Origin of the sequence: Amorphoplanes friuliensis DSM 7358 (assembly GCF_000494755.1) — a bacterium.
GTDB lineage: Bacteria > Actinomycetota > Actinomycetes > Mycobacteriales > Micromonosporaceae > Actinoplanes > Actinoplanes friuliensis.
Map to the genome: position 1 here is coordinate 2,882,170 of NC_022657.1, position 19,468 is coordinate 2,901,637.

Genomic DNA, 19,468 nt, shown 5'->3' on the forward strand with positions numbered 1-19,468 from the left:
GGAGCTCCCTCGCTCATCGGCGTTTTTTGGGCAGGTCGAACTGGTCGGCGGCGCGGCAGTCCTTCTGGCTGCCGATCGCGGCGGGGCCGAGGTCGGCGAGTGCTTCGCGGGCCCGTTGGCGGCCGAGGTTCCAGGCGTACCAGGGGTCGGGTTCCTTGAGGTCCTCGGCGATCCAGCTGAGCGTGCACCGGCGTACCGGATCGGGCAGCTCGGTCAGGGCCGGGGTCGCGTCAGCGGACAGCGCACGCAGGTACCAGGCGTCGATCTTGCCGGAGCCTTCGTAGCGGGCCGCGTTGCGGCTGGCCACGTAGCCCTCGGGGTCGAGGGCGGCGAGACCGAGCAGCATCAGCACGGCGAGACCGACGGTGGCGCCGGGGATCCAGCGCCCCTGCCACTTGATGCCGGCGACCGCGATGAGCACGAAGATGACGCCGAGCAGCATCTCGGAGGCCATCACGAAGATCCGCTCACCGGTGAAGCTGTAGACGCGCTGGTACTCCCACATCCGTGACAGCGCGGACGCCACGATGATGACGCTCAGAGCACAGAGCAGACCCAGCAGTACGCGCAGCAGCAGCCGTTCCGCCTTGGTGTCCCGTTTTGCCCAGCGGGCCAGGCTCGCGATCAACGCGAGGGACAGCAGCGTGACCGCGACCAGCTGCCAGAAGCCGCTGCGGGCGTACTGCGAGTAGCTGAGGCCGGCCGTCTCCAGCACGTGCCGGCTTCCGCCGAACAGAACGGTGAACTGCACCGCTACGAAGCCGCAGAAGAGCAGCACGAGCGCGGCGCCGGCGGGCGCCCACTCGATCAGGCCGAATCTGCCCTTGCCCTCGGTGTCCAGGCTGGACGTCGCCGGCGGGGCGGTCAGCGTGTAGACGCCGGAGACGGCAAGCAGGGCACCGGCCACGGCCAGGAAGATCCACTTGAAGATCGAGCTGATGCTGAGGTCGGGGATGGCGTCGTCGAGCAGCTGGGAGAACGCGACGTCGGCGGACGACAGCAGCGCACCGAAGACGAGCAGCACCACAGCGGTGAGGGCGACCGAGAAGAAGATCCGCCCGGCGATACCCGGATTGCGGCCCGCCTTCAGGTGCCTGCGGACCCACGGGATGCCCTTGAACGCGGCGTACGGGGCCGCGACCAGGCTGAACAGGATCGACCTGATCTGGCGGCCGCCGACGATCGCCAGCGCGGTGCAGCCGATCGCGCCCAGCACGCTGAAGGTCACCAGCCACCACGCGTTGCGGAACGCCGGGATCAGCAGCAGAGCCAGCGCGGCCACGGCCCAGCCGGAGCGCAGCAGCCGTTCGCGGCGCGGCAGATCGGCGGACTTCCGGACGGCGAACCCGACTCCCAGCGTCAGCGCCAGCCAGCCGAGGAACCAGCCGATGCCCACCCGGTTGAGCGGCAGGAAGATCAGGAAACCGAGGGCGCCGGCGAGCACACCGGCCGGGACGGCCCAGCCCTGGGCGTCCTTGGGCCCGGGCCAGTGCTTCTCGCGGAAGGTCCGCCATGCGCTCGGCGGCCGGTCGTACGGGCCCATCGGGCGTGGCGGGAACGGGGGCGACTGCATCGGCGGGCGCTGAGGAGCCGGGGGCTGGGCCTTGGCTGGCGGGAGGTCCGGGGGAGGTGGGACCACGCGCTTGGCCGCTGCCGGCGTGGCCGCTGCCGGCGTGGCCGCTGCCGGCGTGGCCGCTGCCGGCGTGGCCGCGGCCGGCGTGGCCGCGACCGGGCTGGTGGCGGTCGGGCTGGTGGTAGCCGGGCTGGTGGCGGTCGGGCTGGTGGTAGCCGGGGTGGTGGCGGCCGGGGTGGTGACCGCGGCCGGCGTCGGGGCGGCAGGCGCGGTGACCGCCGGGGTGGTGACTTCGGCCGGCGTCGGGGCGGCGGGCGCGGTGACCGTCGGGGTGGTGGCGGCCGGCTTCGGCGAGGGTTTGACGGGTCGGTCGGCCGGCTCGGCGACGGCCGGGGCAGCCGGCGCTTCCACGGGAACCATCGGCACGAACAGGGCGTATCCCCGCGTACCGGGTGAAATCTGGACCGGGATGGCCCAGGCCGGCTGGCCTTCGGGTCCCGGCCACACCAGCGACGGGATCGCGTCGGTGGGTGGCATCACCAGCAGCTGGGGGGCCGGCGGCGGGTCCGCGGGGACGGCCTTTGCCGTCTCCGGGGGATCAGGCTGTTTCGGGGGCAGATCAGCCATTGCACCCTCCTGGGTCGGTCGGTTCGGCCCACGGTGAGCCGATTTGCGCGGCAGCCGGCACGTTGGAACGGGTCCGTATCGCCGCGACGACCGGAGAGTAGCGTGCGGGAACAAGAGCCGCCTATACCGGCGCTGACATCTCTGTGATCAACGCCGAGGTTCGACTCTCGTTGCTGGACCGGTCGCGCACCCGCAGCGGCGAGACCGACGGCGCGGCGCTGCGGGGCACCGTCGCCCGCGCTACGCGTGCCGAGCCGCTCGGCTATCACCGGTTCTGGGTCGCCGAGCACCACGGTGTCCCCGGGATCGCGGGCGCTGCTCCGGCTGTGCTGCTGGCCGCCGTCGCCGGCGCGACACGAGAGATCCGGCTCGGCTCGGCCGGTGTCATGCTGCCGCACCACCAGCCGCTGGTCGTTGCCGAGCAGTTCGCCACGGTGTCCGCCTTCGCGCCGGGCCGGGTCGACCTGGGCCTGGGCCGCTCCCCGGGCTTCACCCCGCCGGTGCGCCGGGCGCTGCGGCAGTCCGACAGCGACTTCGCCGCCGACCTCGCCGAGCTGAGGGACTTCCTCACCGGTACGGCGGAGATCACCCTGCACCCGCAGCCGGAGGACCCGATCCCGCTGTACGTGCTGGCCACCGGAACCGGCCTGCAGATCGCGGCACGACTGGGCCTGCCGGTGATCGTGGGTGGCCCGCTGCTGCGCCCGGACGGTGCCGAGGCGCTGGCCGACTACCGGCGGACGTTCGAACCCTCCGCGCAGCAACCCGAGCCGTGGGTCGCGGTCAGTACGGACGTGCTGATCGCCGACACCGACGCGGAAGCCGCCGACCTGCTGCTGCCCGAGGCGTGGGCGATGGCCCGCAGCCGCACGACCGGGGCGTTCCCGCCGCTCGAGCCGGTGGCTGCTGTTCGAGCCGCCGCCCGCACTCCGCGCCAGCAGCAGTACGTCGACCAGGTGATGGCCGCGGCGATCACCGGTACACCCGGTCGGGTGCAAAGCCGTCTGGCCGACCTGCTCGACCGCACCGGAGCCGCCGAACTGGTCACCTCCGGCAGCACCTTCGATCGCGACGCCCTGCACGCCTCGGACGCCGCGCTCGCCGCATTATTGTTGCGCCGATGAACCCGAGCCCGGTCACCCTCCCCGGATGGAAGCGGTACAGCGTCCTGATGGCCGAGGCGGAGTACGAGTCGGTCAAGAAGGACACGAAGGTGGCCTACGCGTTGTGGTGCGTGGTCGGCATCTTCGGAGGGCACCGCTTCTACCTGGGTGACACCGCCCGGTCCATCACGATGCTGTTCACCCTGGGTGGGCTCGGTCTGTGGACGCTGGCCGACGTGTTCTTCGTGGGACGCCGGGTGCGCGCGGTCAACAGATCACGCCGGTCGGCGATCATGGCCCGGCACGGCATCATCGAGGACCTGTCCAGCGAAACATAGACGAAAATCTATTATGGGGTGCGGGGCCGTGTTAGTTTCATGCGCGCTTGCCGGGGTCTCTGCGTGCGGGGGTACGCGTTGTCCGAAGTCACCATTGATCAAGAAGCCGATTCAGCCGTCGACGAATCTCGACCTGTCGACAAAAAGCGCCGGTTCTTTCGCCATGAATGGACCATCGCCACGGTGGGCTCGGTTCTGCTCGCGATCATCATGGTGTGGCTGCTCCCCCCGTACGCGAACCGGCTCATCAGCGGCGTTGTCAAACCCGCGACCATCGCCGACCCGACGGGCACCATCAGCGGCGACAGCGGCGACCCGACCGCGCAGGCCTGGATCGTCGGCTGGAACGGGCACGCCCTGCGGCACGGCCTGCGCGGGCTGTGGGACACCAACGCCTTCTATCCCGACAGATACGGGCTCGCCCTCACCGACAGCCTTTTCGGGTACGCCCCGGCGGGCCTGATCGGCGACGGTGTCACCGCCGCTGTTCTGCGCTACAACGTGCTGTTCGTGCTGACGTTCGCGCTGGCGTTCCTCGGTGGGTACATGCTTCTGCGCCAGCTCGGCGCTCACCCGGCCGCGGCGGCGCTGGCCGGTGCCGCCCTGGCCTACGCACCCTGGCGCTACGGCCATGTCGGGCACCTGAACATCATGTCGACCGGCGGCATCACGCTGGCTCTGGCGATGCTGGCCCGCGGCCACGGCTGGTCGCTGTCGCGCGGTTACCGCAGTGAACGGGTCCGGCCCGGCTGGGCAATCGCCGGTTGGGTCGTCGCGGCGTGGCAGGTCAGCCTCGGGTTCGGTGTCGGGCTGGCCTTCGTTTATCTGCTCGCCTTCGCGTTCCTCTGCGCGGTGGTCGGCTGGCTGGTCACCGGACGCCCGCGCCTCAGCCGCCGGTTGGTGCTCGGTGACCTCCTCGGCGGGCTCTTCCTCGTCGCCGTGACCGGCTATTTTGCGTACGCCTACCAGCAGGTCCGCGAGATCTACCCGTTGGTCAACCGTTCCTGGGACTACGTCGCCGTGTTCTCGCCGACGCCGCGCAGCCTGCTCGTCGCCCCGCAGTTCTCGCTGCCCTGGGGCTCGGTGCACACCGACGCCCGGGCGCTGCTCGGCGAGGCCGCCAACGAAAAGGCGCTGCTGTGCGGGTACGCGCTCTATCTCCTCGCTTTCACCGGACTTTTTGTCTCGGTCTGGTCGCTGCGGCAACGCCTGTTCCTGCTCGCCGGCACGGTCGTCGGAGTGCTGTTCACGCTGGGTACGAACGGGCCGCTTTACCAACTTCTGCATTCGTACGTCCCGGGCTTCGACGGCAGCCGTACGCCGGGCCGTCTGATCCTCTGGCCGACCATTTTCCTGGCCGTTCTGGCGGCGGGTCTGGTCACCGAACTGGCCCGGCTGGCACGCGAAGCCACGCTGCCGCAATGGTCGGCGATCGCCGTCCGGGTGGTGACCATTCCGCCGCTGCTGCTGGTGCTGGCCGAGGGCACGCCCAACATCGATCACCCGGACGTCCCGCCCCCGCCCGCAGCGATGGCGATGGCGCAGGCGCCGATCATGGTGCTGCCCTCGGACGAGGGCATCGACAACAACGTGCTGCTGTGGTCGACCGCCGGCTTCCCCGCGCTGGTCAACGGGGCCGCCAGCTACACACCCCCGAACCACCAGGCGATCCGTGACATCATGCACACGTTCCCCAGCCAGCCCAGCGTGGATCGCCTGCGCCGGCTGGGCGTCCGGAGCGTGGTGGTGCTCGGCGACCGCCTTTCCGGCTCGCCGTACCAGGCCGTTCTCCAAACCCCGCCGCCAGCCGGCGTGACCCGCGTCTACGTCGGCTCGGACGTCCTCTTCACCATCAGCTGATTCGCCGTCACGAGGCGAAAGCTTCGCGCTCGCACTTCTGCCATTCGGCCGAGTTCGCGTCCCCGTTCGGACCGATCGAGGTGAGCCCGAACTCCCCGGTCACCGGGTCCGGCGCGGTCAGCTTGTACCCCTCCCGCTTCGCGCACTGGTAGAACTCCCGCTGGTTGTCCTTGAACGCCGCCATGTCGGTGCGTTTGAGGACGTCCTGCTGCGTCTCCGGCATCTTCGCCAGGCAGGCCTTCATGACCGGATCGGTCCCATCGAAGCCCTTGCGGAACCACTGCCACGCATCCTCGTCCTGGTAATCGGGACCGCCGCGCTTCGCCAGGCAGGCGACCCACGGCTGGGCGATCACCTTGATGTCCTCCTCGGTGGCGTCGATCGGCACGATCGGACGCTCGGTCCCGGCCTTGGCAGCCGCGCTGCTCGGGGCCGCCGCGCTCTGCAGGGTCGCCACCGCCGGAGCATCCGCCTGCTCGGCACCGGAACAGCCGCCCAGCAGAACGAGCAGACTCAACGCCACGAATTTCCCTGTCATCCGTTTCATGGGGCGCACCGTCACAGGTGAATGTCAGGAGGTCGTTAGCCTCGACGGCCGGGGCCTCAATGTTCGGAAGCTGTTAGGTTTCGGGCCGCGACGTCGTACGGCTCCTATAGTCGTCGCCGTGTGCGCATATCTGCTGGTCGCGGAGGATGACCGAGGCCAGGCCGAGGTGCTGCGCCGTTACCTGGTCGCCGAGGGCCACGAGACGGCCGTGGTGCACGACGGCCGCACCGCCCTGGAGCGGGTCAGGCAGCGCGCACCGCATCTGCTCGTGCTCGACGTGATGATGCCCGGCCTCGACGGCCTCAGCCTGTGCCGGATCCTCCGGCGGGAGTCCGACGTCCCGATCCTCATGCTCACCGCCCGGTCCAGCGAGAACGACCTGCTGACCGGCCTGGATCTGGGCGCCGACGACTACCTCACCAAGCCGTACAGCCCGCGGGAACTTCTGGCGCGTACCCGGGCCCTGTTGCGGCGCAGCCGGGGCAGCACGCCCGTGCTGACCATCGGCCGGATCGTCGTCGACACGACCCGGCACGAGGTGAGCGCCGACGGCAGGCCGGTGGAGTGCACGCCGGGCGAGTTCGCGCTTCTTGCGGCGATGGCCGCTCAGCCGGACCGGGTGTTCACCCGCGCTCAGCTGCTGCAGCACACCAACGGGGTCGAGCGGGACTCGATCGAACGCACCATCGACGTGCACGTGCTCAACCTGCGCCGCAAGATCGAGCCGAACCCACGCCGTCCGTCCCGCCTGCTCACCGTGTACGGCCTCGGATACAAGCTCACGGCCGGGCCCGGCTGATGGACGGCGTACCGCTGCACCGGAGCCTGATCTTCCGCCTGCTGATCGCCTCGCTGACCATCGCGGTGGTCGCGGTCGTGGCCACGTCCTGGATCGCCTCGCAGTCGACCTCACGCACCATTCAGCAGCAGCTGGGCCAGTCGTTGAGCGACGACAAGAGCGTGTACGACGAGTTGCTCGGCTACGCGGCGACGCACCGCGACTGGTCCGGTGTCACACCGCTGGTCGGCTCGCTGGCGAGCAGGCTGAACCGCCGGGTCACCCTGATGACGGAAGCCCGGCAGGTCATCGCCGACTCGCAGGCCGGGCCGGCGCTGTCGGCCACCCGCCCGTCCGCCACCGTCGACCCCCTCGCGGTCGATCTGTCGATCACCGGTGGTGTCAACCGCATCGACCAGCGTGTCATCGGCCCGTACAGGTTGCCGGCGGCTGAGCAGAAGCAGCTGCGTGACGAGCTGAACGCCTCACTGGACTGCCTGCGCCAGTACGACTACGACGGAACGATCGTCGCCGGCCCGCACGCTCGCGGCCGGCTTCAGGTCACCACGATCGGCAAGTCATCCTTCTCCTGCGGCCTCGTCCCGCTTCCCACCCGGTCCGAGACCCGGCCGCTGGCGGCGCTGCGCAAGCTGATCGCCTCGTGCGCGAACGAGAAGGACGTCGAGGACGTGCAGCTGGCAGCGGACCTCACGGTCGAGGTCCGCGAATCGGACTCGGACACGGGACTGCCCGACCCGAAACGCACCGAACGGGCGGTGGGATGTCTGGAAAAAGCCCGCCGGACCCAGCTCGAGGCGTACGTCCCACCGGCGGCTCTGCTGTTCGTCACCGACCCGGCCGACCCGACCGCGCAGCGCGTGCTGCCGTTCACCCGGGCGAATCTCGTCCGTACCGGGACCGCCACCGTCGTGGTCCTGATCCTCGCGTTCCTGGTCACGATCATGGTCGGGTTGCGTCTGGTCCGGCCGCTGCGATCGCTGGCCGAGGCCGCCCGGCGATCCTCCGGCAATCAGCGTGTCCCGGTCACCGGACGCGACGAGATCGGCTATCTGGCGGCGGCACTCAACGAGCTGGCCGAGCGCCGGGAGCAGGCCGAGCTCCAGCGTCAGGCGATGGTCAGCGACGTGGCCCATGAGCTCCGTAATCCGCTGACCAACATCCGCAGCTGGCTGGAGGCGGTGCAGGACGGCCTGGCCACCGTCGACGGCCGGCTGGTGACCCTGCTGCACGACGAGACCGTGCACCTGCAGCACATTGTGGACGACCTGCGCGATCTCGCCGCGGCCGATGCGGGCACCCTGCGGATGCATCCCGAACCGGTCTACGTCAACGACTCCGTCACGCAGGTGCTCGATGCCCACCGGCCGAACGCGGCGATTGCCGGGGTGCAGCTGCGCACCGAGTTCACCGGCGACCCGGAGGTCACCGCCGACCCGGTGCGCCTGCGCCAGATGGTCAGCAACCTGCTGTCCAACGCGATCCGGCACACCCGGCCCGGTGGCTCGGTCACCGTCCGGACCGGCGTCACCGGCGACCGGCTCACCGTCGCGGTCGCCGACACCGGTGACGGCATCGCCCCGGACGACCTGGACAAGGTCTTCGAACGGTTCTGGCGCGCCGACAGCTCCCGCACCCGCGCGACTGGTGGCAGCGGGCTCGGGCTTCCGATCGCGCGTCAGATCGCCGAGGCCCACGGCGGCGGGATCACCGTCATCAGCACTCTCGGTGAGGGCACCACGTTCACCGCCACCATCCGCACAGCGACCGCCGTCCTAACAATTTCCTGATCACGGATCGTCACCATCGTCGCCATGCGGAGAATCCGACGACTGCCGGTCTATGCCGCCGTGGTCCTGACTGCGGCCGGCGCGTCCGTCGCCGGTGTCTGGGCCTGGCGCCGGGACACCACCGCCGCTCCGGCGGCAGCAGCTCCGTCAACGGCGACAGCCGAGATCGTCCGGCAGGATCTGTCGACGAGTGTCTCGGTCACCGGCAAGTTGGGATACGGCGTGGCCCGCTCGGTGAAAGGAAGCCGGCCCGGCATCGTCACGTGGTTGCCGTCCCCCGGTGCGACGATCCGGCGGGGATCGGCGCTCTATCGGGTCGACGACGAGCCGGTGCCGGTCTTCTACGGCCGCATCCCGCTCTATCGCAGGCTGGAGAAGCTCAACACCGTCGGGCGTGACGTCCGCGTGGTCGCCGACAACCTCGAGGCACTCGGATACGCGGTGGGCCGCCGCTACCGGCCGGGCGATCACGTCCGCCAGACGTCACCCGTGCCACTCGTACCTGAGGGTGGTGCCCCCTCCGCTCCGCCGGCGTCGCGGACGTCGTGGGTGAAGGTGGGCAAGGGCGAGGACGTGCTCACCACCGCGCTCGTCCGGGCAGTCGGACGGTGGCAGAACGACATCGGGCTTCCGGCGTCCGGCTCCCTCGGCATTGGTGACGTCGCGGTGCTCGGTGGCGCGGTGCGCGTGGAAAGCACAGCAGTGCAGGTGGGGGACAGCGCCGAAGCCGCCCTCCTGGCGGTCACGCCCACGGTCCAAGTGGTCACCATCGAGGCTGAACCCGCCGAGGCCAACGGCATGAAACGCGGCGAGAAGGTTCAGGTGCACCTGCCCGACGACCGGACCGTGCCCGGACGGGTGAGCCGCGTCGCGACGGCCGTGACCACCGACCCCGACACGCCTCCGAAGCTCACCGTCACCGTCACCCTCGACGATGCCCGCAAGACGGTACGACTGGACGCCGCGCCGGTCGAGGTGGTTCTCCCCGGCAGGAGCCGTAACGACGTCCTGGTCACACCCGTCGGGGCTCTCGTCGCGCTCGCCGAGGGCGGCTACGCCGTACAGGTTGCGGGTGGAGGTCTGGTCGCGGTGGAGACCGGCATGTTCGCGGGCGGGCTGGTCGAGGTCAGCGGGGCCGGCCTCAGTGAGGGAACCCTCGTGGTGACCACCTCATGACAACTGCCGGCACGGCGCCGGTGCCGGCCGTGCGGGACGTCAGCATGGTCCACCCCGGTGACGTCATCACTCACGATCACGACATCCGCGACGGACGCCTGGTGGCCGACCGATGAGGCTCAAGCCCCTGGACCTGCTGGAGCTGGGACTGATCGGGGTCCGCACCCGGCGCATGCGGGCCGCCCTCTCGGTTCTGGGCATCGCGATCGGCATCGCCACCATGGTCGTGGTGACCGGCATCCCCGCATCGAGCGGCGCCGCCCTGCAGCGCCGGCTGGCCGCCCTGGGCGTCGACCTGCTAAAGGTCGTACCCGCCCAGCAGGACCCGCCCGCGGTGTTCCCCGCCGAGTCGGTGGCCATGATCCGGCGGATCGGCCCGGTGACCGCGGTCAGCGCGGTGGCCGGCACCAGCGCTGTGGTGCGCCGCTCGGACCGTGTCGACGCCGCCGACGGCTCCGGCCTGACCGTCCGCGCCACCCGGGCGGACCTGCTCGGCGTGCTCCACGGGCGGGTCCGGAGCGGGCACTGGCTCACCCCGGCCGAACAGCAGTTCCCGGCCGTGGTGCTGGGTTCCGTGGCGGCGACCCGGCTGGGTTTCGACGCCCCCGGCCAACAGGTGATCATCGACAGGACGTGGTTCACGGTGGTCGGCATCCTGGACACGATCCCGCTGTCACCCGAGATCGACCGCTCCGTGCTCGTCGGGTGGGAGTCGGCGCGGTCGGTGCTCGGATTCGACGGCCGGCCCACCATCATCTACGTGCGGGTGCGCGAGGACTCGGTGGAAGCCGTCCGGGAGGTGGTGCCGCCGACCGTGCATCCGGAGCAGCCGCACCAGGTCACGGTCACCCGGCCCTCGGACGCCCTGGCCGCGAAGCGCGCGACCGAGTCGGCCTTCTCCGTCCTCATGCTCGGCCTGGCCGCCGTGGCCCTGGTGGTGGGCGGCGTCGGCGTGGCCAACACCATGGTGATCTCGGTGCTCGAACGTCGGTCCGAGATCGGTCTGCGCCGGGCCCTCGGCAGCAGCCGCGGTCAGATCCGGGCGCAGTTCCTCACCGAGGCGATCGTCCTGTCCGCCCTCGGTGGCGCCACCGGTACCGTGTCCGGGCTGATCCTCACCGCCGCCTACGCCGCCCACCAGGACTGGCCGCTGGTCGTGCCGCTGCCGGCGTTGCTCGCCGGGCTGGGCGGCTCGGTGACCGTGGGCATCCTGGCGGGCGTCTACCCCTCGGTGCACGCGTCCCGGCTGACCCCCACCGAAGCTTTGGCCTCCTGACCTCCACCCGCCGGCTGCGTCGGCCTGGCGGCCGCGGCGCTGTCAGCGTCCCGGCAGTGTCTCGAGTGCCTGGGAGCGTTGTGCCACCAGGTCGGCGTAGGTGCCGTCGCGTTCGGCCCAGCGGTGTTGCAGCACGCCCTGCACGAGGATCTCGTCCGGCGTCGGGTCCTGCCCGAGCAGCTCCAGGACCTCGTCGAGGTAGGCGTCGAGGTCCAGCGCGCGGGGGTTGAGGCGCTTGTGCTCCGGCGTGGTCGCCACCGCCGGCGGCACCAGTTCGGTGACCTCGACGCCCGTGCCGGCGAGTTGTGCGCGCAGCGCCTCGGTGTAGGCGTGCACGCCGGCCTTCGAGGCGGCGTACGTGGCCATCAGCGGGAACGGCAGAAAGCCGATGCCCGAGCTGACCGTGACGAAGGTGCCGGCGCCGCGGGCGAGCAGGTGCGGCGTGAAGGCGTCGAGCACCCGGATCGTGCCCAGCAGGTTGGTCTGAACGGTCGTCTCGGCGGTGGCGAAGTGCCCGGGATCGCGCAGGTCCTCCGTCAGCTGTACGCCCGACATGGTGATCACGAGGTCCAGATCAGGGTGACTTTCCAGCACGGTGTCGCGGGCACGGCGTACCGAATCGGCCTCGGTGACGTCGAGCTCGACGGTGCTCAGCCCGTCGACGGATCCGGGCCGGCGCCCGCCGACGATGACGGTGCCGCCGGCGGCGGCGAAGCGGCGGGCCAGGCCCAGGCCGATGCCGGAGGTGCCCCCGGCGATGAAGACCGTGCGGTTCTTGATGTCCATGACTTCAAGGTCGCAGGGGCGACCCGGCCCAGGAAGTGCCCCGCGAATCCGGGTAGTGGCAGGGCCCCCTGTCCGCGCCCGCGCCGGCGGTAGCGTCGGCCTCATGAGCGGCGACGAGGGCACCAACCGGCTGGGCGACTACCTGCGTGCGCGGCGCGAGCTGGTCACGCCCGAGCAGGCCGGCATCCAGCCCGGCGCCCGCCGCAAGGTCAAGGGCCTGCGCCGTGAGGAGGTGGCGCTGCTCGCCGGGATCAGCGCCGACTACTACCTGCGGCTGGAGCGTGGCCGCGACCACAACCCGTCGCCGCAGGTGCTCGAGGCGCTCGCCCGGGTCCTGCACCTGGACGACGTCGAACGCCTGTACCTGCTCGAGCTCGCCGCGCCCCGGCCCCGGAACCGCCCGCGCCGGCGGCCGGAGCAGGTGCCCGCCCGGCTGCATCACCTGCTGGCCGCCGTCGGGGTGCCGGCCTTCGTCGAGGGCCGGTCCTTCGACGTGCTGGCGGCCAACACGCTGGCCGCGGCCTTGTCACCCCGGCTGCGCCCGGGCCAGAACCGCCTGCGCTCGATGCTGCTCGACCCGGAGGAGCGCGAGTTCCACGTCGACTGGGAGCGTTCCGTGGCGAGCTTTGTCGGCGCGTTCCGCCGGACCGTCGGTGACGCCTCCGACGACGCACGCATCGTCGAGCTGGTTGGTGAGCTGTCGCTGTCCAGCGCGCGGTTCCGCTCGTTGTGGGCCCGCCACGACGTGCGTGAACTCCAGGGCGGTACGACCACCGTCCGGCATCCGGTGGTCGGTGAGCTCACGCTGCACCGTGACAAGCTGCCGGTCGACGGTCTGCTCCTGGTGCTCTATTACCCGGACGAGCACGGCGACAGCGCCGACAAGCTGCGCCTGCTGTCCTCCCTCACCACAGCCTGACGATCGCGCCGGCGGGCTTCACAGCAGGCCACAGGCATCGGCCAGCGTGTCGGCGGCGGCTCGGTCACCGTGGCGGGCCAGGGCTGCCGCGAGGTGACAGGTGATCAGCGAGGCCTCGGGCGCGACGGTCACCTTCTCGAGGAGGATGCCGAGGGTGTCGAAGTCGCTGCTCCGGGCCGCCGCCTCGGCGAGCCAGTTGGTCAGCCGGCCGGGGTGGCGGTTGGGCAGGAACCGGTCGATCACCCGTGCGGCCGTCGCGCGGCCGGTGGGGCCGAGCAGGACGGCGGGAGCCGAACTCAGCGGCGGCGGGTAGGCCGCCAGCGCCGCGATCAAGCCGAAGATCTCGGCGAACAGATCAGGGTCGTGCTCGGGCAGACCCGCCTTCCCGGCGGCCGTGATCAGCAGTTCCGCGGCGAAGCCGTGCCGCCGGTCGGGCGTCGCCGCCGCCACGGCGCGCAGCAGGGCCGCACCCTCGTCCGCCCGGCCGGTCTCGATCAGCGCCGCGGCCAGGCCGAAGTCGACCTGCCCCGGGTCGTGGGCGGGCAACGCTGCCCGGAACGTCGCCGCGCGCGTGCCGAGGACCTCGGCGCGCAGGGCCGGGCCGGCGAGCATGAACACGTCGTGCAGCAAGGCAGCGATGTGGTTGGAAAGCCAGTACGGGTGCAGACCGGCGGTCTTGACCGCGTCGACAACGGCTCGCAGTCGCTCGTCGGTCAGCAGGTCGGGTCGCCGACCGAGCCCTTCCACGATCGCTCTCGCCAGATCGATGGGTGCGGACGAGGTGGACCGGCGGCCGGACATCTTGGACAGCTCGGTCAGCGCGTCGTCGGCCCGGCCGAACCCGAGCAGGATCAGGGCCAGACGGTGCTGGTGGGCCAGCTGCTGCTGGCGTTCGCGGCTGACTTTCGGAGCGGCACGGAACGCGGCGACCACGGTCGATGCCTCGCGCTCGTCGGTCACGACCTCGGCCACGGCGAACAGTGCCTGCTGCCGGTCGAACGGCTGCAGCCGGGTGGCCAGCTCCAGGGCTTCCTTCGTCCGGCCGGCCTCGGCGAGGGCCCGCGCCAGGGGTGGTGCCTCGACGCTGTCTGTCCCGGCGTAGAGCTTGCTGCAGCGCCGGTCGATCTCGGCCAGACCGAGCGGGGCCAGCAGACCGGCCGCGGCGGCCAGCCGGGGACGGTCGGCCTCGCCGAGGATCGACGCCCAGAGATCCAGCCGCTCCGGTTCACCGGGATGCGCCTCGGCCAGCGCGGCCACGACCGCGGCGACGCGGTGCCTCCGCTCCCGATGAACGCGGGTCAACAGCTCATCCTCGTACTGCTCCACCACGAGCACCGCCCGCAGCAGCGCCTCCTCGGCCTCGTCCGACCCCGCGGCGAGACGGGCGTACCCGCCGAGCAGCTGCGACTTGTCGTAGATCGCCGTGGTGAGCCGGGCGTTGTCGATCGCGGCGGCCAGCACGGACCGCGCCTGCTCATCGGGCAGGTGACGCGCCACCTCCGGCAGCGTGGCGGGCGCCGGTCCGGCCCGCAGCACGGCGATCAGCTGGTCGGCGCCGGGGACCGGGTCCCCGCTGTCGATCAGCGCCTCGGCCCACGCGATGCGCTCTTCCGGCGAGGCGGCCGGAGCGTCATCAACGGCGAACCGGGCGAGGGTCTTCAGGGCGGCATCGACGACGGCTGAGCTCATGGAGCGGATGATAGTGATGCCCTCGAAGCCCGCACCGGCGGCGCCAATTGGCAAAGCTGCCGATCGACGCCGGCCGCAGGATCGGGTGATCCTGGTCGAGTGTCCGACAGAGATCCCGATGCTTCGCGGATCGGGCCTTCCAGGGGTGACGGTGGCTGAGCGCTGGTACCGCAACGGTGTCATCTACAACTTCGATGTACGGGCGTTCCAGGACTCCAACGGTGACGGCGTCGGTGACCTGCGGGGACTGATCAGCCGGATCGACTACCTCGGCCGGCTCGGGGTGACGACGCTGTGGTTGAGCCCCGTGCACCCGAGCCCGTGGCGCGACGGCGGATACGACGTCACCGATCACTACAACATCGATCCGGCCCTCGGCAGTCTCGGGGACTTCGCCGAGCTGATGAACGTCGCCGACGAGCGTGGTCTGCGGATCATGCTCGACCTGGTGCTGAACCACACCAGCGACGAGCACCCGTGGTTCCGGTCGGCCTGCTCCGATCCACGCTCGCAGTACCGCGACTGGTACGTCTGGTCCGAGCAGGAGCCGCCGGACCGCAGCGAGGGCATGGTGTTCCCCGGCGTGCAGAAGACGACGTGGACCTACAGCGACCGGGCCGGCGCCTGGTACCACCACCGCTTCTACGACTTCCAGCCTGATCTCAACATCGCCAATCCTGATGTACGCGAGGAGCTCGCCAAGATCGTGTCGTTCTGGGAACGGCTCGGCGTGAGCGGGTTCCGCATCGACGCCGCCCCGTTCGTGATCGAACGCACCGAGCCCGGGGGAGACCCGGAGAACCGCGACTACTCGGTGCTCACCGAGCTGCGGGAGCGGATGTCCTGGCGACGCGGCGACGCGGTCTTCCTGGCCGAGGCGAATGTGCCCAACGACGACCTGATCCGCTTCTTCGGCAACGCGGACGGTGCTGCGAACCGGCTGCAGATGTTGTTCGCGTTCCGGCTCAACGAGGCCCTGATGTTGTCCCTGGCCCGGCAGGACTCCGGAGCGGTGGCCGAGGCGCTGGTCAAGCTGCCCCGCCTGCCCCGGCACGGCCAGTGGGCCACGTTCCTGCGCAACCACGACGAGGTGGACCTGTCACAACTGCTGGAATGCGAGCGGGAAGAGGTCCTGACCGCCTTCGGCCCCGAACGCCGCCACCAGCTGTACGGCCGCGGTATCCGCCGCCGGCTGGCCACGATGCTCGGCGGCAGTCAGCGCCGGCTGCGGATGGCGAACAGCTTGCAGTTCACGATGCCCGGCACCCCGGTGCTGCGCTACGGCGACGAGATCGGCATGGGTGAGGACCTGCGGCTGCCGGAGCGTGACGCGATCCGGACGCCCATGCAGTGGTCGGCCACCACCAACGCCGGCTTCAGCACCGCCGCGGCGCACGACCTGGTCCGCCCGGTGATCAGCGACGGCTCGTTCTCCTACGAACGGATCAACGTGACCGACCAGCGCCGGGACCCGGACTCGCTGCTGGTGTGGTTCGAGCGGATGCTGCACACCAGACACGAGTGCGGCGAGATCGGCATCGGCGACCACCAGCTGATCCGGGTCGAGCCGTCCCACGTGTTCGTTCACCGCGCCGACGCACCCCGCGGTTCGATCGTGTTCCTGCACAACCTCGGCGACCGTCCGGCCCGGATCAACCTGCCGCTGCAACCCGACGAGACCACCGAGCCGGTCGAGGTCTTCAGCGACCGCGAGTATCCGGACCTCGACCTGCGCGATCTGGAGCTCGACGGCTTCGGCTACCGCTGGATACGACTACGCCGCTCGCACCTGCGCCACTGACCCCCCGGAGATCGCCACCCGGCGCGCTCAAGCGATGAGATGGATGACCGAGAACGCTTCGTAGACCGCGCCGATCACGAGCAGGACGACGACCCAGACGTAGAGCTTCGCGGTCGCGGCCAGACCGTCGAGATAACCCGCCCGCCGGTTCGGGCGGCCGAAGCGTTGCGGTTGAAGGAACCGGCGCGCCTGCACCCAGGCCGCGAAACCCACGATGAGGTAGGCGCCGCCCTCGATCAGGAGGGTCACGTAGTGGACCAGGTAGGACGAGTCCGGCCGGCCGAGGGGCGAGAAGAGGATCCCCCAGGAGAACGCCCGGACCACTGTGATGACAACGCCGATGAACGGGATGACCAGACTCGGCAGTGTCGTCTGCAGGAAGGATGCGCTGACCAGGTTCACCCCGAGCGTCACCGCCGCTGCCCACGCGACGTTCTCGCTGCGGTAGGCGTCGGCGATCAGAGTGCCCAGGCCGGGTGCGCCGGAATCGGCCTGGAGCCCGCCGAGGCCGCTGGGTCGGAGCTCCGGAATCACCGCGGTGACCAGCACTCCCACGAGGAACATCACGGGACAGAGGACAGCGAGCACGACAAAGGCGCGTCGGTGCTCGCGGAGGATCGCGAGGGGCTGCAGAACAAGTGACATGAGGGTCTTCCGTGCCGGTTGGAAGGGGGATTCGAGGGCAGCGTCGATCAGGTGCGGTCGGTGCTCGAGGCAACGGCCCGGCCCTGCTCGAGTGCGGCGAGGCGGTCGGTGAGGGCGGCCCGGATGTTGGCGTACGCGTCCGAGCCCAGCGCCTGCCGCAGTGGCGGGTCAGCCTGCTCACCCAGCGCGATGATCGCCGCGGCCACCTTGTCCGGGTCACCGATCAGGTCGGCGGGGGAGACGTCCGACTGCCGCAGGATCGCCGTGTTGTCGCGGTAGGCGGGGTGGTGCGGCGCCGCCGGTGCTTCGGGGATGCCGCCGGTGTCGGCCATGCCGGGCTCGACCATCGTGACCCGGATGCCGAACGGCTCGACCTCGGGTGCCATGGCCTCGAAGAAGCCCTCCAGCCCCCATTTGGCCGCGTGGTAGATCGAGAAGCCCGGGTACGCGATCTGGCCGCCCTGGCTGGTGATCTGGACGAACCGGCCGCCGCCCTGCCGGCGCAGGTGCGGCACGACCGCACGGGCCAGGTGGATCCCCGCGGAGAGGTTCGCCGCCAGGCAGGAGTCGATCTGTTCGTCGGTCAGTTCCTCCGCGGCGCCGAAAACGCCGAAGCCCGCGTTGGACAGCACCACGTCGATGCGGCCGAGATCGGTGAATGCGTCATCCACGACCTGGCGCAGTCGCGCGATGTCGGTGACGTCGAGGTCACGCGTCCAGAGCCGGTCGCCGTGCATTGCCTTCAGGTCGTCGAGCCGGTCGGGCCTGCGCAGCGTGGCCGCGACGGTGTCACCGCGTTCGGGGAGGCGCCGGGTCACGGCCCGCCCGAAGCCGGTCGCGGTTCCGGTGATGAACCAGGTGGTCATGGATCAACGATTGCTTGCGGGCGCGTCCACGAGTAGCGACAGTCACGAATGACCGCATGCGCTTCCCGCATGGGTGACCATGAGGGAATGGCTGAACTTTCGCTGATGGGTCTGCGGGTCGTCGATCGGGTCGCCGCGCTGGGCTCCTTCACGGCCGCCGCGGACACCCTCGGCTACACCCAGTCCGCCGTGTCCCGGCAGGTCGCCGCGATGGAGGCGGCGGTCGGTGCGGTTCTGTTCGAACGTCACGCCCGCGGTGTGCAGCCCACACCGGTCGGTCAGGTGTTGTTGCGGCACGCCGCCGTCCTGCTGGCCGCCGCCGACGCGGCCCAGCGGGAGCTGGCCGCCGCGCGGGAGCAGCTGGTCGGGCGGTTGGTCGTCGGCGGCTATCCGACCGGTCACGTCGTTCTGCTGCCGCGCGCCCTGGCGCTGATGCGCGACGAGCACCCCGCCGTCGAGGTCGCCGTGCACAGTGGCGGCTCGCAGAGCCTGCTGCGGATGTTGCGGGCGCGCCAGGTCGAGCTCGTGGTGGTCGCCCAGATGCCCGGGATCGAACACGACTTCACCGGGCTGCGATCCGAGCTGCTGCTGTCCGGGCGGCTGCGGGTCGCCGTGCCCGACGGGCACCGGCTGGCCGGGCTGGCTTCGGTGACCCCCGACGATCTGCGGGAGGAGCCCTGGATCGTGGGCACGGGCCCGGCCGGTGACGTCCATCTGGGCGCGTGGCCGGGCATCGAGCAACCCCGGATCGCGTACGCCGCAGCCGACTGGCACGCGCGCCTGGGCCTGGTGGCCGCAGGGCTCGGCATCGCCCTCGTACCCGACTCGGTGGCCTCGCTGATCTCCCGGGGCATGACGGTGGTGCCCGTGGACGACGACGGCCCGCACACCCGGCACGTCTTCGCCGTCACGCAGCGGTCCGCCAACCCGCTCGCCAAGGTCTTCGTCGACGCGCTGCGTCAGGTCGCCACGTCCTCGGCTTTGTAGCCGCTACCAGCGGTGCCCGCCGGGGCGGCGTGATCTGACAGGGTGAGGACGTGCCGAGATCAGAGGAACGCCGGACCCAGGCCGAACGACGTGAGTCCGCCGAACGCCGCGTCATCGAGACCGCTGTCCTGCTCATCGCCGAGCACGGGACGCGGGCCGCGACGCTCGCCCGGGTCGGCGAGGAGGCCGGATACAGCCGGGGGATCGTCACCCACCATTTCGGTACGCGCGACCGCCTGCTGCGTGAGGTGGTCGCCCACGCCGCCGGGCAGGTCGAGGTCCCGGAGTACGCGGGTGACGGGCTGCTGCAGCTGCGCGGTGTGGTCCGCGCCTACCTGCGGACCATCGCCGACCGGACGCCGACGGCTCGGGCGTTCGTGCGCATGTGGGGCGAGGCACTCGCGGCCGACCCCGTCCTGGCCGAGGTGTTCGCCGACCAGGACGCGCGTCTGCGCGATGTTCTGGCCGAGATCCTGGTCCGGGGAGTGGCCGACGGCTCGATGCGGGCCGACCTGCGGGTCGACGCCGCTGCGGTTTTTGTGACGGGCAGCCTGCGCGGCACGGCATTGCAACTGATGTCGGGCCTGCTCGCCGAGGACGTGACCGCGGTCATCGACGAGGCGGAGAGGCTGGTCGCCGACGCCTTCGGAGCGTGAGCGCGGCAGATACTTGCGAGCCGACACGCAAGT

17 protein-coding genes are annotated in these 19,468 nt (G+C 70.9%); 11 read left to right on the top strand and 6 right to left on the bottom strand.

All coding sequences use genetic code 11. The annotated features are described in order from the left end of the window. Nucleotides 1-13: 13 nt before the first annotated feature. Entirely contained in the window at nt 14-2,200 is a 2,187-nt protein-coding gene (locus AFR_RS13390) for a DUF4153 domain-containing protein (protein WP_023361004.1), read from the bottom strand. Nucleotides 2,201-2,343: 143 nt separating this feature from the next. On the opposite strand from AFR_RS13390, the gene AFR_RS13395 reads away from it, so the two are divergent. The 3 genes from AFR_RS13395 (at nt 2,344) to AFR_RS13405 (ending at nt 5,501) form a co-directional block, all read left to right on the top strand. Continuing rightward, nucleotides 2,344-3,324: an MsnO8 family LLM class oxidoreductase gene (locus tag AFR_RS13395; protein ID WP_023361005.1), complete on the top strand. Its 981-nt coding sequence runs from the start codon at nt 2,344-2,346 to the stop codon at nt 3,322-3,324. Then, complete coding sequence (locus tag AFR_RS13400) at nt 3,321-3,641, top strand: TM2 domain-containing protein (protein WP_023361006.1); 321 nt, start codon at nt 3,321-3,323, stop codon at nt 3,639-3,641. The genes AFR_RS13395 and AFR_RS13400 overlap by 4 nt, the downstream gene beginning before the upstream one ends. Nucleotides 3,642-3,824: 183 nt before the next feature. Then, nucleotides 3,825-5,501 (top strand): hypothetical protein, encoded by a 1,677-nt coding sequence (locus tag AFR_RS13405; protein ID WP_023361007.1) that lies wholly within the window; start codon nt 3,825-3,827, stop codon nt 5,499-5,501. 7 nt (nt 5,502-5,508) lie between these two features. Here AFR_RS13405 and AFR_RS13410 read toward each other — a convergent pair whose 3' ends face one another. Further along, nucleotides 5,509-6,048: a hypothetical protein gene (locus AFR_RS13410; RefSeq protein ID WP_148307951.1), complete on the bottom strand. Its 540-nt coding sequence runs from the start codon at nt 6,046-6,048 to the stop codon at nt 5,509-5,511. Nucleotides 6,049-6,166: 118 nt separating this feature from the next. On the opposite strand from AFR_RS13410, the gene AFR_RS13415 reads away from it, so the two are divergent. From AFR_RS13415 to AFR_RS13430, 4 genes are all read left to right on the top strand, one after another. Then, complete coding sequence (locus AFR_RS13415) at nt 6,167-6,847, top strand: response regulator transcription factor (protein ID WP_041840837.1); 681 nt, start codon at nt 6,167-6,169, stop codon at nt 6,845-6,847. Continuing rightward, nucleotides 6,847-8,634, top strand: a complete 1,788-nt coding sequence (locus AFR_RS13420; RefSeq protein ID WP_023361010.1) for a sensor histidine kinase — start codon at nt 6,847-6,849, stop codon at nt 8,632-8,634. Before AFR_RS13415 ends, AFR_RS13420 begins: the two co-directional genes overlap by 1 nt. Nucleotides 8,635-8,658: 24 nt before the next feature. Continuing rightward, nucleotides 8,659-9,810 carry an efflux RND transporter periplasmic adaptor subunit gene (locus AFR_RS13425; protein WP_063749534.1) on the top strand — a complete coding sequence of 384 codons (1,152 nt, stop codon included), beginning with the start codon at nt 8,659-8,661 and terminating at the stop codon, nt 9,808-9,810. Between the two features lie 112 nt (nt 9,811-9,922). Beyond that, complete coding sequence (locus AFR_RS13430) at nt 9,923-11,086, top strand: ABC transporter permease (protein ID WP_023361012.1); 1,164 nt, start codon at nt 9,923-9,925, stop codon at nt 11,084-11,086. Between the two features lie 42 nt (nt 11,087-11,128). Here the strand turns inward: AFR_RS13430 and AFR_RS13435 are convergent, their stop codons facing one another. Then, entirely contained in the window at nt 11,129-11,872 is a 744-nt protein-coding gene (locus AFR_RS13435; protein WP_023361013.1) for an SDR family oxidoreductase, read from the bottom strand. A gap of 103 nt (nt 11,873-11,975) precedes the next feature. Here AFR_RS13435 and AFR_RS13440 point away from each other — a divergent pair, with 103 nt between their 5' ends. Next, nucleotides 11,976-12,791, top strand: a complete 816-nt coding sequence (locus tag AFR_RS13440) for a helix-turn-helix domain-containing protein (RefSeq protein WP_023361014.1) — start codon at nt 11,976-11,978, stop codon at nt 12,789-12,791. A gap of 18 nt (nt 12,792-12,809) precedes the next feature. Here the strand turns inward: AFR_RS13440 and AFR_RS13445 are convergent, their stop codons facing one another. Further along, nucleotides 12,810-14,480, bottom strand: a complete 1,671-nt coding sequence (locus tag AFR_RS13445) for a hypothetical protein (RefSeq protein WP_023361015.1) — start codon at nt 14,478-14,480, stop codon at nt 12,810-12,812. Between the two features lie 151 nt (nt 14,481-14,631). Here AFR_RS13445 and AFR_RS13450 point away from each other — a divergent pair, with 151 nt between their 5' ends. Continuing rightward, nucleotides 14,632-16,281 (top strand): alpha-amylase family protein, encoded by a 1,650-nt coding sequence (locus AFR_RS13450; RefSeq protein WP_041842141.1) that lies wholly within the window; start codon nt 14,632-14,634, stop codon nt 16,279-16,281. Between the two features lie 27 nt (nt 16,282-16,308). On the opposite strand, the gene AFR_RS13455 is transcribed toward AFR_RS13450, so the two are convergent. Continuing rightward, nucleotides 16,309-16,926: a hypothetical protein gene (locus AFR_RS13455; protein ID WP_023361017.1), complete on the bottom strand. Its 618-nt coding sequence runs from the start codon at nt 16,924-16,926 to the stop codon at nt 16,309-16,311. Between the two features lie 47 nt (nt 16,927-16,973). Continuing rightward, entirely contained in the window at nt 16,974-17,792 is an 819-nt protein-coding gene (locus AFR_RS13460) for an SDR family oxidoreductase (protein ID WP_023361018.1), read from the bottom strand. Between the two features lie 87 nt (nt 17,793-17,879). Here AFR_RS13460 and AFR_RS13465 point away from each other — a divergent pair, with 87 nt between their 5' ends. Continuing rightward, on the top strand, nt 17,880-18,779 hold the full coding sequence (locus tag AFR_RS13465) for a LysR family transcriptional regulator (protein WP_041840838.1): 900 nt from the start codon (nt 17,880-17,882) through the stop codon (nt 18,777-18,779). 50 nt (nt 18,780-18,829) lie between these two features. After that, a complete protein-coding gene (locus AFR_RS13470) occupies nt 18,830-19,435 on the top strand; it encodes a TetR/AcrR family transcriptional regulator (protein WP_023361020.1) in 606 nt (201 codons plus the stop codon). Nucleotides 19,436-19,468: the final 33 nt, after the last annotated feature.